The sequence below is a fragment of the Anaerovorax sp. IOR16 genome (assembly GCF_017168145.1).
Classification (GTDB): domain Bacteria; phylum Bacillota; class Clostridia; order Peptostreptococcales; family Anaerovoracaceae; genus IOR16.
This window is the reverse complement of the sequence record NZ_JADQTL010000009.1, coordinates 855464-867266: the sequence shown is the minus strand read 5'-3', so window position 1 is coordinate 867266 and position 11803 is coordinate 855464. Positions and strand designations below refer to the sequence as shown.

14 protein-coding genes are annotated in these 11803 nt (G+C 35.6%); 3 read left to right on the top strand and 11 right to left on the bottom strand.

The annotated features are described in order from the left end of the window. Positions 1–282: 282 nt before the first annotated feature. Both I2490_RS07860 and dapA read left to right on the top strand, forming a co-directional pair. Positions 283–1275, top strand: a complete 993-nt coding sequence (locus I2490_RS07860) for an aspartate-semialdehyde dehydrogenase (protein WP_206459176.1) — start codon at positions 283–285, stop codon at positions 1273–1275. A 24-nt stretch (positions 1276–1299) separates the two neighbouring features. Next, the gene (gene dapA, locus I2490_RS07855) at positions 1300–2196 is read left to right on the top strand and encodes a 4-hydroxy-tetrahydrodipicolinate synthase (RefSeq protein WP_206459175.1); all 897 of its coding nucleotides are present in this window, start codon (positions 1300–1302) and stop codon (positions 2194–2196) included. Positions 2197–2434: 238 nt separating this feature from the next. Here dapA and rpmF read toward each other — a convergent pair whose 3' ends face one another. The 10 genes from rpmF to I2490_RS07805 all read right to left on the bottom strand — a co-directional run bounded on the left by rpmF (position 2435) and on the right by I2490_RS07805 (position 11006). Next, a complete protein-coding gene (gene rpmF / locus I2490_RS07850) occupies positions 2435–2617 on the bottom strand; it encodes a 50S ribosomal protein L32 (protein WP_206459174.1) in 183 nt (60 codons plus the stop codon). Positions 2618–2755: 138 nt separating this feature from the next. Next, complete coding sequence (locus I2490_RS07845) at positions 2756–3961, bottom strand: acetate/propionate family kinase (RefSeq protein WP_206459173.1); 1206 nt, start codon at positions 3959–3961, stop codon at positions 2756–2758. 178 nt (positions 3962–4139) lie between these two features. Further along, positions 4140–5363: a nucleotidyltransferase gene (locus I2490_RS07840; RefSeq protein WP_206459172.1), complete on the bottom strand. Its 1224-nt coding sequence runs from the start codon at positions 5361–5363 to the stop codon at positions 4140–4142. After that, complete coding sequence (locus I2490_RS07835) at positions 5332–6525, bottom strand: nucleoside recognition domain-containing protein (RefSeq protein ID WP_206459171.1); 1194 nt, start codon at positions 6523–6525, stop codon at positions 5332–5334. Before I2490_RS07835 ends, I2490_RS07840 begins: the two co-directional genes overlap by 32 nt. Positions 6526–6568: 43 nt before the next feature. Beyond that, positions 6569–7102: an ATPase gene (locus tag I2490_RS07830; RefSeq protein WP_206459170.1), complete on the bottom strand. Its 534-nt coding sequence runs from the start codon at positions 7100–7102 to the stop codon at positions 6569–6571. Next, positions 7099–7602, bottom strand: a complete 504-nt coding sequence (gene coaD, locus I2490_RS07825; protein ID WP_206459169.1) for a pantetheine-phosphate adenylyltransferase — start codon at positions 7600–7602, stop codon at positions 7099–7101. Before coaD ends, I2490_RS07830 begins: the two co-directional genes overlap by 4 nt. Continuing rightward, positions 7603–8157, bottom strand: coding sequence for a 16S rRNA (guanine(966)-N(2))-methyltransferase RsmD (gene rsmD, locus I2490_RS07820; protein ID WP_206459168.1), 555 nt, complete (start codon positions 8155–8157; stop codon positions 7603–7605). A 106-nt stretch (positions 8158–8263) separates the two neighbouring features. After that, complete coding sequence (locus I2490_RS07815; protein WP_206459167.1) at positions 8264–8464, bottom strand: alpha/beta-type small acid-soluble spore protein; 201 nt, start codon at positions 8462–8464, stop codon at positions 8264–8266. 95 nt (positions 8465–8559) lie between these two features. After that, positions 8560–10602, bottom strand: coding sequence for an ATP-dependent DNA helicase RecG (gene recG / locus I2490_RS07810; protein WP_206459166.1), 2043 nt, complete (start codon positions 10600–10602; stop codon positions 8560–8562). Beyond that, positions 10602–11006: an Asp23/Gls24 family envelope stress response protein gene (locus I2490_RS07805; protein ID WP_206459165.1), complete on the bottom strand. Its 405-nt coding sequence runs from the start codon at positions 11004–11006 to the stop codon at positions 10602–10604. The genes recG and I2490_RS07805 overlap by 1 nt, the downstream gene beginning before the upstream one ends. Before the next feature lie 187 nt (positions 11007–11193). Between I2490_RS07805 and rpmB the strand changes: the two genes are divergently transcribed. Further along, the gene (gene rpmB / locus I2490_RS07800) at positions 11194–11385 is read left to right on the top strand and encodes a 50S ribosomal protein L28 (RefSeq protein ID WP_206459164.1); all 192 of its coding nucleotides are present in this window, start codon (positions 11194–11196) and stop codon (positions 11383–11385) included. Between the two features lie 136 nt (positions 11386–11521). Here the strand turns inward: rpmB and I2490_RS07795 are convergent, their stop codons facing one another. Beyond that, positions 11522–11791: a hypothetical protein gene (locus I2490_RS07795; protein WP_206459163.1), complete on the bottom strand. Its 270-nt coding sequence runs from the start codon at positions 11789–11791 to the stop codon at positions 11522–11524. Between the last annotated feature and the right edge of the window lie 12 nt (positions 11792–11803).

Genomic DNA, 11803 nt, shown 5'->3' with positions numbered 1-11803 from the left:
TATTTTCGAAGTTTGAATCCGAATACAACCAAAATTATAATAAACGGTTTTTTGTCGAAAATCACTCTTATTTAGTAATTATTAAGACAATTTACCTGTTTTATCGTAATTACATTACTAACTTTATATTATATCATAAAACATTCTTTCTTTTAACAAAAAATAACTATTGTGCTTAAAAAAAGTCATTAACATTCCCATTGAAATAAGATATAATGGAAAAATATAATTATATTAACAATTCAAATCATATTGAATATACATGATAGGAGGAAAACGATTATGAACAAAAAACCAAATGTTGCAGTTGTAGGCGCTACAGGGCTAGTAGGCAGTACTTTCTTAAAGGTCCTTGAAGAGAGAGATTTCCCATTCGAGAACCTTTATCTTATGGCTTCTGCCAAATCTGCAGGAAAAACAATAACCTTCCGAGGCAAAGAATACGTTGTGGAAGAATTAAATGAGCATTCCTTTGATAAACCAATTGATATTGCATTGTTTTCCGCAGGCGGAACTGCAAGTGAAAAATATGCTCCAATTGCAGCTTCCCATGGTGTAACCGTTGTAGATAACAGCAGTGCATGGAGAATGGATAAAGAAGTGCCACTTGTTGTACCTGAGGTAAATCCGGAGGATATTTCTTGGAACAAAGGCATCATTGCAAATCCAAACTGTTCTACAATTCAAGCAATGGTAGCTTTAAAACCGCTTGATGACAAATTTAAATTAAAGAGAGTCATCTACTCAACATATCAAGCTGTATCCGGATCCGGATTAAAAGGAATCAATGATTTAAAAGAAGGTTTACAGGGAAATGATGTAATGCAAGCATACCCTCACCCAATTGCAGGAAATTGCTTGCCTCAAATCGATGTGTTCCTTGATAATGGTTATACAAAAGAAGAAATGAAAATGATCAATGAAACACACAAAATACTAGGAAACAAAGACATGAAGGTAACCGCAACGACCGTTCGTGTTCCTGTCTTTGCAAGCCACAGTGAATCCATCAATTTAGAATTTGAAAAGCCATTTGAGATTGAGGAAGTGAAAAAAATATTAGCAGCTGCTCCTGGCGTTGTTGTAGTTGATGACATTGAACAAAGCCAATACCCACTTGCAAGAGATGCTGCTGGTAAAGATGAAGTATTTATCGGAAGAATCCGTAGAGATTTCAGCGTAGAAAACGGAATCAACCTTTGGGTTGTAGCAGATAATATCAGAAAGGGCGCAGCAACGAATGCTGTTCAAATTGCCGAATTATTAGTAAAATAAAGTTCGGAAAGAAGGGATGTCTATATGGCATTGTTCTCAGGTGCCGGTGTTGCACTTGTAACACCGTTTTCAAATGGAAAAGTTGATTTTCCAAGGCTTGGAGAACTCATTGAATGGCAAATTTCTCACGATATCGATGCAATTATTTCATGTGGTACAACCGGAGAAGCCTCTACACTAAACGATGAAGAACATATAGAAACCGTCAGATATACAATCAATAAGGTAGCCGGCCGTGTGCCTGTTATTGCAGGCGCTGGAAGCAATGATACCGCTCATGCAATTAAAATGAGCCTGGCACTCCAAGAAGCCGGTGCAGATGGTCTATTAATGGTCACACCTTATTATAATAAATGTACACAAAAAGGACTGATAAAGCACTATGCTGCCATTGCAGATCAGATAAAGATTCCTATGATTCTATATTCTGTTCCCGGGAGAACTGGTGTAAATATCAGTCCTTTTGCTGTTTCTGTATTATGCCGTCATCCAAACATCGCCGGTATTAAAGAAGCAAGCGGCGATATGTCGCAAGTAGTAGAAATTGCAAAATATGCTTCTAATCAATTTGCCTTATATTCCGGCAATGACGATATGACCGTTGCACTTCTTTCTATGGGAGGAATCGGAGTTATTTCAACGGTTGCCAATATTATTCCAAAAGATATGCACTTAATGGTTGAAAATTACTTGAATGGCAATGTAAAAGAAGCTTGTAAAATGCAGCTTGAAATGAAATCACTAATTGATGCAATGTTTATAGAAGTCAATCCAATACCGGTAAAAGCAGCACTTCACCTTATGGGAAAAATAGAAAAGGAATATCGTTTACCTATGTGTGAACCAACAGAAGAATCTTTGAAGAAAATTGAAAAGGAAATGTTAAACTATGGAGTTATTCCTCCCTATCCTTGTTCATAGATTTATTCATAAGACATAAAGTTGGTTAAATAAAAATGTTGTTATTAAATGATTAAAACGAAATAAAAAATAATCGTCGGCTGAATCAGCCGACGATTATTTTATTGTCTTTTTTGTGCTTTGATTTCTTCTAATACTCTTAATATCTTGTTCAGCGTAAATTGTATCGATGCCAAGATGATAAGTACTACGGCCACAACAAAAATGATGAAGCCATCATTAATCATACCCATATCCTCTATGCTTCCGTAGCAACAACTTCCTTACCGTCATAGTAATTGCAATTCGGACAAACTCTATGAGGAAGCTTAGGCTCATGGCACTGTGGGCATACAGATAATGCCGGTGCAGACATTTTCATGTTCGGAGATCTTCTCTTATCTCTTCTTGCTTTCGATGTTTTTCTCTTAGGTACTGCCATTCTTGACACCTCCTTTGCTGATTAAATTTCCGCTTTATTGCTTAACTCTTCGCTAATTTTCTCTTAAAACTAACTATTAAATTATATAGTCAAGCTCATTACTTGTCAATAGTTATTTACCTTGTTTTCCAAAAGAAACTATTTTATTATGTCATTTGTCAATTCCACCGTATCTCTTGCAATCATCAATTCCTCGTTTGTTGGAATTAATAGAATTTTTACTCTGGAATCATCGGAACTGATTACGGTTTCTTTTCCTCTTACTTTATTCTTGATTAAGTCAAGACGAATTCCTAAATTGCTTAAATCCTGGCAGATGATGTCACGCATACCCATATCATTTTCACCAACACCAGCTGTAAATACAATGGCATCTACACCATTCATTTCTGCCATGTAAGCACCGATATAGAAACGCACTTTGTGAGCGAACACTCTCTGTGCCAGCTGTGCTCTTTCATGACCCTCTTCCGCAGCCATTTCAATGTCTCTAAAATCACTACTGATTCCGGAAATACCAAGAACACCGGATTTTTTATTTAAGATATTATTCATTTCGCCCTGAGGAAGGTTTTCTTTTTGACGAATGTACGTAACGATGGCTGGGTCAATGTCTCCGGATCTGGTACCCATTACCAATCCTTCCAATGGAGTAAATCCCATACTAGTGTCAACGCATACGCCGCGTTTAATTGCAGACACACTTGCACCATTTCCTAAATGGCAAGTAATAATCTTCAAATCTTCAATTGGTTGTCCCAACATTTCAGCTGCTCTGTTAGCAACATACTTATGGCTGGTTCCGTGGAATCCATATCTTCTTACTTTATACTTTGTATAATAATCATATGGAATTGCATAGATATAAGATTCTGGAGGCATAGTCTGGTGGAATGCCGTATCAAATACACCTACCATTGGTGTGCTTGGCATTAATTCCTGGCAAGCACGAATACCTAAAATATTAGGTGGATTGTGCAAAGGCGCTAAATCGGTACATTCTTGCAATGCATCCATAACGCTTTCTGTGATTAAAACAGACGAAGCATATTTTTCTCCGGCATGTACAACACGATGTCCAACAGCACCAATTTCATCCATTGATTTTGCAACACCCTGTACCGGATCAACAACTGTATTTAACACATGCTCAATAGCATCCTTATGATCTCTCATCGGAGTCTGAAGAATAAATTTATCCAAGCCTTCCTTCTCATGCTTCAATACAGATCCTTCGATACCGATTCTTTCTACTAAACCTTTGCATAGCAACGCTTCGTTATCCATCTCTAAAACCTGGTATTTTAAAGATGAGCTGCCGCAATTAATGACTAATACCTTCATTTTATTATACTCTCCTTTGTATTGTTAAATTATTCTCAATCCTCTACAAAAACAGAACGCCCCATCTTTCGATGTGGCATTTAAGCTGAGGATTTTTTCAAAACAATTTGTTCCTATAAATTATAGACCATTTTTCATAAAAAATCCAGTATTATTTCATAGAATTACATAAATTGGCTCATTTCTTATAATATGGAGACACGACAAAGTCCGATTTTCTATAAATATTATCATAAAAAAGCAAATTATATAAGTCAGAAGCTAAAATATCATATTGAAACAATAAATTTTGACTGCTTTTCATTAATTCTTGTTTTTTTAAATTTGTATAGATTGGGTATTGCGCTATGTTCGTTTTCTTTAATAAATGCAATAATTCAATCCCTTTTTTACTAAAACCAAGGACTCGCCCGTATAAAATTTCTTCCTTTTTTATTCTTTCATAATCACTTCTTTGGAAACGCAATAGACTATGAAGCAGCATTCTTTTGATTCTGGTCTCCGTATATCGTTTGCTTTTAATATGATTAATCAGGTCTTCTATATTTTCTGAAACTAGTACTGCTTGCTTGATGCGATTCTCCAAGCCCTCTGTTACCGAATAAATCTCACTCAATTCGGTCGCATCCATTGAATGAAGTTGATAAAGAAGTATTTTATCCAATTGCTTTCTTTTTTGAGATGTATTTATTACACTTTTCTCTATTACCTCTATCGTTTTCAAAGGTAAAAAATCAGTTATCTCATCGATTCTTTGATTGTGATCCCACTGTTTCCGAATCGCCGTTGCACTCGCAAAATTTCCTTCTAAATTTAAACTATGATACCCTTTATCTTCTCTTTTTATCGTCCAAGGCTTCATGGCCTGTCCCACAAGAATCCACTGCTTTAAGTATTCTACAGCCAATATATTATTAGAGCTTTGAAGCAAATTCGCTTCCAAATCAATCCCACACACACGCAAAGCCTCACTTCTTGCCGATGGAAAAGAAAGGCCTGTTTTTAACAATTCATTTAATTTATTTCGATACTCCATTGGCTCTTTAATTAGAAATTCAGCAATTTTTTTTAAGGCTTCCAAATCTCCGCTTTCACTGCCAAAAGAAAAGTCTGTAACACAACCTAATCCATTTAATAAATGTACACCACCATACGCAAATTCTTCCGCATTATTGCACGCAAACGCAAAGGGCAATTCTAATACCAAGTCCACCCCATTGTCAACCGCCATTTTTGCTCTCTGCCATTTATCCCAATCAGCCAATTCGCCTCTTTGCATAAAGTTACCACTCATGACACAAACACAAAAGTCTGCGCCGGTAAACTCCAAAGATTTCTTTAAATGATATTGATGCCCATTATGAAAAGGATTATATTCTGCTATGATTCCTAGAACTCTCATGGGATTTCTCCTTTTTTATGATCCATTCATTTAGTCCAATGAATATAAGAATTAATAGTACCATCATTATAACCATTTTTGTTGAAAATAACAAACCATAGGCAATGCTAAAATTAGCATCGGATAAAGAGACTCCAAAAGCACCCGTAACAACTGCACTTTTGAGACAATGCGGTGTAATCAATAGTGCAATGAAAGCAGAAAGAATCCCATGTGAAAGCTTCATTCCTAAATATGTCCAAGGTGTAATTCCAACTCCAGATAATAAACTCATCGACTGTGCCATAATGGATAATCCCCCAAAAGAAATCAGAAATGAGGCAACAGCACATTTTGAAACAGCGGAAACACCTTCAGCTAATGCAATGCTATTACAACCAACTGTCATCTCAAAAAAACCTCGAAATAAACTTTTTCCTATTTGACTTGGAAACAATTGAAGTAAACCGCAAAATTGCATAAAATCTGTTAATAAACAGAATAAAACCAAATATCCACAAATAATTCCCAAGGTACGCAATGCTGATAAAATTGCTTCCGTAAAACAAACCAGCAAATTGATGCAGCCAATTTCATCTAAATTATTTTGAGAAATTCTATTTGAACGAAGTCCGGAATTCTCATACTTCGCAGTTGGAATATGACAAAATACAATACCATTTAATATAGCACCCGCATAGTGAGAGATGGCAATCGATACACCGAGTGCTGCGGAATGTAACATTGATACTCCTACCGTTCCAAGTAAAAAGAGAGGCCCTGAGGTACTGCAAAATGACAGCATACGTTTTGCGTCCAGTTTAGTGATTTGCTTTTCCCGATATAAGTCTGAAATTATTTTCGGTCCCATTGGATATCCGGAAGTTATGCTAACTAGAAATACAAAGGCTGCATTTCCCGGAACACGAAAGACAGTACGAAACAAAGGTTCAAAATACCGTCCAATAATTTTCGGCACACCAAGAGATACCATAAATCCTGCACAAATAAAGAATGGAAGCAATGCAGGAAGTACCGAAGTTGCCCATAGTGAAATACCCCTGCTTGCAGATTCCAATGCAATTTCAGGAAACAGCACCATAACAATACAGCCGACACCTGAAAAGATGCCGGCTGCTATGTAATTCATTTTCATTTTTTTTAAATGCTCATATCTTTTCATACCAAAAACTATTCTTTTGATACGAGAAATATGCTATGTATTTTTAAGATTCTTCATTTTCCATTTGTGCACGGTAAATCATATCTTTGATTTCATTTCGGTTAGAAGAAATGGTTCCATTGATCTGATCAAATGTGTTCTGCAAACTATTAAACATGTCAGTAAAATAAATCGCATTCATCTGCTCCATTTTATCCTGAAAATTATATAAAATACTATCAATATAATCAAACGTACTCATTTTTAAATTAATGGCATTTGCATTTGCTACTGACATAATTTCATCGGCACGTACCTTCGCCTTCATTGTAATATCATCATTTTCTATTAGAGCCTCTGCTTGCAGTTTAGCATCCTTCAATATAGTTTCTGCTTCCCCTTTTGCCTCATCTAAAATGCGCTGACGTTCGTCTTTAATCCATTGAGCCTGTTGAATTTCATCGGGAAGTTCAATGCGAATTTCTTTTACGATTTCTAATATCTCTTCAGCATCCACTAATATTTTGCCCGTCAACGGAAATCCAGAACTTGTATCTACAATCTCTTCGATCTCTTCCAGTAATTCTAATACCTTCATTTTTCAATCCCTCCCGTTTTTTCTGCCAACTTGCTTTCCATACATTCTAAAATTACATCCGGAACCAAACCTTTAATGTTCCCCTTTAACGAAAATACTTCTTTTATCATACTCGAACTAATAAACGAATAATCCGGACTCGTCATTAAAAAAATAGTTTCAACATCCTTTTTAAAAAGCCGGGCATTCATCTGTGCCATTTGAATTTCATACTCAAAATCCATAGTCGCACGAAGTCCCCTTACCACGGCAGAAATATTATGCGCATTTACGTAATCGGCCAATAAGCCGCAAAAGCTATCCACTTTTACATTCTTTAAATGCTTTGTAGCCTTTTCAATCATTCCCGTTCTCTCTTCAATTGTAAAAAAAGGAATCTTTGATTTATTTTCAATTACACCAACCACTAACTCATCACATAATTTAGACGCACGGTTAATGAGATCCAAATGCCCATTTGTAATGGGATCAAAGGAGCCGGTATACAAAACTCGCTTCATTTAAATATCCTCCTGTGCGACATAGATTGTAATTGCGATGTTTCCATATTCCCTTTGCTTTAAAATGCTATAACCCGCTAATGGATCGGGCAGTTTCTCTTTTGAATCGTGTTCTGCAACAATAATCCCTTCCGGTGCTAATAAATCCAATTCAAAAATCGTTTGAATGCAATCCGTAAGAATCCCATCATGATAAGGTGGATCTAGAAAGAACACATCGACTTTATCATTGATGCGGTTAAGTACCTGTTTGTAATCTCCGGATACTACTACCGTTTGTCCCTCTACTTTACAATAAGAAATGTTTTGACGTGTCAATGCAAGACTCTCTCTTGACCGATCGCCGAAATAAACAAGCTCTGCTCCTCGGCTAATTGCCTCTAAACCTAAATTCCCGGTACCGGAAAAAACATCCGCTGCAACAATTCCTTCTCCGATATAATCAGCAATCATACTGAATATTGCTTCTTTTACTTTATCTGAAGTCGGTCGAATTTGCCGATTCAACGGCGTATATAATCGACGACCTTTTAATTTACCTGAAATAATGCGCAAAAAATCGCTCCCTTCTTTTTATTATTTTAGCATATCTTCAAAAAAAAGCAAATAAATATCCAGCAGTTCAGCTGCTGGATATTTATTTTTTTGAAAAAAAATTTCCTTATTTTCCTGCCATCTGTTGTTCAGCCATTTCAACTAACTTCTTAGTCATATAGCCGCCTACATAGCCATTCTGTCTTGCAGTTAAATTTCCCTTATCCATAGTATTGTAGTTAGCAAGACCTAATTCGTTAGCTACTTCAGTTTTCATGCTGTCTAATGCTGGTTTTGCATTGACGTTCATTTTACTCTGTAATGTCATTTGTAATCACCTCCTGTTACGTTATTATGTTATCCTCAGAAGATGAAACTATGTAATGTAATAATTTCTTGTACTGGCTAGTTTTGGCATGCACTTCAAATGCTTATTTTTTCAACGTTTTCAAACATTTTTTCTATTTTATTTCGCAATATTTTATTTTCAGAATTTCTTAAAAATGGATCTTCTTCTAATATTAACATGGATTCTTTTTTTACTTCTTTTAATATTTTTATATGTTTCCCCAAATCGGCGAGTTTTAGTTCCGGAATTCCATGCTGACGCATGCCAAAAAATTCACCTGGGCCACGTAATTTTAAATCTTCTTCCGCAATATAAAATCCATCATTGCTATGTGCCATAATTTTTGCGCGCTCTTTTGCCAGTAGACTTTTTTGATCAGAAATCAGCAAACAAAAAGATTGTTCACCCCCTCGTCCTACTCTGCCACGCAATTGATGAAGCTGTGCAAGTCCAAATCGTTCCGCATTTTCAATAAGCATAACCGTAGCATTGGGTACATTTATCCCAACCTCAATTACCACAGTTGCAAATAAAACATCAATCTTATTTTCATAAAAATACTGCATCACTTCATCTTTTTCCGCTTGCTTCATTTCACCATGAATCAATCCTACACGAAACTGAGGATAATTTTTTTGGAACTCTTCAAATGCATATACTGCAGATCGACATTCCAATGATTCTGATTCTTCAATAAGCGGTGCTACAACATACGCCTGTCGTCCTTTTTTTATCTCAGAAATTAAAAAAGCATACGCTTGATCTCGTTGCGAAAGTGACAATGCTTTTGTCACAATCGGTTTTCTTCCCGGTGGCATTTCGTCAATCACAGAGCAGTCCAAATCACCATATAAAATAATCGCTAAAGTACGAGGAATTGGAGTCGCGGTCATAACTAAAACATCTGGGTGCAATCCTTTTTCTGTTAACAAAGTTCTTTGATTAACACCAAATCGGTGCTGCTCATCCGTAACAACCAGCCCCAGATTATAAAAATTGACCTTTTTTTGTATTAAAGCATGTGTGCCAACAAGTAAATGAATCATGCCATTTTCCAAATCTAAAAGAACTTGCTTTTTCTGTTTTGTCGTAAGGCTTCCGGATAAGAATCCGACCTTTATGTCAAATGGCTCAAATTGTTCTTTTAAGCTCTCATAGTGCTGTTTTGCCAAAAGCTCTGTTGGAGCCATCATTGCCGCTTGAAATCCGCTTTTTACGGCCTTAAATATAGCAGCAGCAGCAACAGCGGTTTTACCTGATCCAACATCTCCCTGCACCAATCGATTCATAACTTTTTGGGACTCCATATCGTCATTGATTTCTGAAATCACTCTCATCTGTGCTTTCGTTAACGAGTAAGGAAATGATTTTGTAAAATCAGCAATATTAACCTCTTTAGAAAATGAAATGCCATCCTGTAATTTCGTTAAACGATTTTTAGTAAGCATAAGACCAGTTTGCAGCAATAATAATTCTTCAAAAACAAGACGAAATTTTGCTTCCTTTAATTTTTGAGGTGTTTGCGGAAAATGAATATTGGTTATTGCATAAGTGAGACTGCAAAGTCGATTTCTATTTAAGATATCTTCAGAAAAAGGGTCTTCCAGTTTAGAGATTAAGGGCTTTATAATCATTTGCCATTTTCTTAATTCTTTCTGTGTCAAACCTAAAGTGAGAGGATAAATTGGCAGAATTTGATTTTCCGCTTTCCCTTCAAAAATGTGAAAATCCGGCTGAATCATTTGCAATCGTCCGTTTTGAACTGTAACCTTACCAAAAAAAATATATTCTTGATTACGAAGCAATGTTTTTTCCAAATAAATCATTTGAAAAAAAACAATTTCAATCGTTCCGCTTGCATCTTCTACTAAAACACGCAATGTTTGTTTTTTTCCATAAGTTCTTCTACCTTTAATGATTAATTGGATTTTCCCTCGGATAACAGCATTTTCCCCTTCTTGTAATGTGTTTATACTTTTTATATTTCTTCGATCTTCATAATCTCTGGGATAAAAAAGCAGCAAATCTTCCACATAATGAACATTTAATTTTTGCAGAGCTGCGTATTTTTTGGGACCAATTCCCTTTAAACTTTTGATTTCACTTTGTAATTCCATTAAAAGCCTCGCGTTTCTTTTTTTATTTCAATATTGCGTCTTGCAACTTGCTTTGAAACAACTCCTGTAATGACTACAGAAACACTGTTTACAGGAATGTCCGTTCCCTTCTCCACTTCTGTTTTAATTTGATCAATAATAAGTTCCGTTGTTTTATTTATGCTGCTTCCGAATCGAATTAATACATAAATACGAATGTCCAATCCTTTTTTTCCATTTGTAATTTCAATGGTGCCGCCATCCTCTTTTCCTCCGATTTTGGCCATTAAATTAGAAAATTTTCCTTTTTGGTTAGCAATCAATACCTTCCCATCAAATTGTTCCATTACTCTAGTGATAATAGCAGCAATCGCTTCTTTAAAAACCGTAATGGTTCCATTTTCTGTCTGAACCTTATATAACACAACCAAATCCTCCTATTTTTACTATTTTAACATAATTATTTTTCTTTATATATTTATTTTAAAAAAATGTTTTACAGTTGGAAATTTGTATGCTATAATGACATTTGTTCGATGCGTAAATTAATTGCTTTAAGCATTTGATAAGTATACTTACGTCCCCCTGGGATGAAAGAAGGAGGTGCAGCAGATGTCAAGAAAATGCGAAATATGTGGTAAGGGTCAGGTTTCTGGAAATAATGTGTCCCATTCCAATAGACATACAAGAAGAAAATGGAACGCAAACATTCAAACTGTTAAAGTGAATGAAAACGGTACGGTTACTCGAAAGAACGTATGCACAAGATGCATCAGATCGAACAAAATTACAAGAGCAATCTAAAAAATGAAACCTGCAGATCTGCAGGTTTTTTTATATTATCTCCTATGAACTGCATCCAATGATCGAAGTGCTTTCTTTGATATTCCGTCAATATCGCAAACGATATTTCCTACCTAATAAAAAAAGTAGGCATCGCCTACTCTTCTTTTTCTTCTAACAATTCGGATTCTTCATTTTGAGCATTTTCTTTGTCATCTTCGTCTTCCAAAATAGTTTCTGATCCCGGTTCTGATTTTTTATCCACTTCATGTTCTTTGATATAGATTTTAGCAACCTTAATTCCATAAAACATCATAGCGATAAAAAAGATTAATGCGACTACGCTCAACAAAAAACAAACAAACGAAACAATCATCGTAGCAATTTGTACGTTTTGTAAAAATAAATAAATACCATCATTCATCATTTTTGCGTCCTC

Bases quoted from the DNA above. Each gene is read 5' to 3' on its own strand.
- recG (WP_206459166.1), bottom strand. From the start codon at position 10,602: ATGGAATTACAAAGTGAAATCAAAAGTTTAAAGGGAATTGGTCCCAAA.
- I2490_RS07830 (WP_206459170.1), bottom strand. From the start codon at position 7,102: ATGAAGGTATTAGAATTACTGGAAGAGATCGAAGAGATTGTAGATACA.
- I2490_RS07835 (WP_206459171.1), bottom strand. From the start codon at position 6,525: ATGAAAAGATATGAGCATTTAAAAAAAATGAAAATGAATTACATAGCA.
- I2490_RS07845 (WP_206459173.1), bottom strand. From the start codon at position 3,961: ATGAAGGTATTAGTCATTAATTGCGGCAGCTCATCTTTAAAATACCAG.
- rpmF (WP_206459174.1), bottom strand. From the start codon at position 2,617: ATGGCAGTACCTAAGAGAAAAACATCGAAAGCAAGAAGAGATAAGAGA.
- I2490_RS07815 (WP_206459167.1), bottom strand. From the start codon at position 8,464: ATGACATTACAGAGTAAAATGAACGTCAATGCAAAACCAGCATTAGAC.
- I2490_RS07840 (WP_206459172.1), bottom strand. From the start codon at position 5,363: ATGAGAGTTCTAGGAATCATAGCAGAATATAATCCTTTTCATAATGGG.
- dapA (WP_206459175.1), top strand. From the start codon at position 1,300: ATGGCATTGTTCTCAGGTGCCGGTGTTGCACTTGTAACACCGTTTTCA.
- coaD (WP_206459169.1), bottom strand. From the start codon at position 7,602: ATGAAGCGAGTTTTGTATACCGGCTCCTTTGATCCCATTACAAATGGG.
- I2490_RS07860 (WP_206459176.1), top strand. From the start codon at position 283: ATGAACAAAAAACCAAATGTTGCAGTTGTAGGCGCTACAGGGCTAGTA.
- rpmB (WP_206459164.1), top strand. From the start codon at position 11,194: ATGTCAAGAAAATGCGAAATATGTGGTAAGGGTCAGGTTTCTGGAAAT.
- I2490_RS07795 (WP_206459163.1), bottom strand. From the start codon at position 11,791: ATGATGAATGATGGTATTTATTTATTTTTACAAAACGTACAAATTGCT.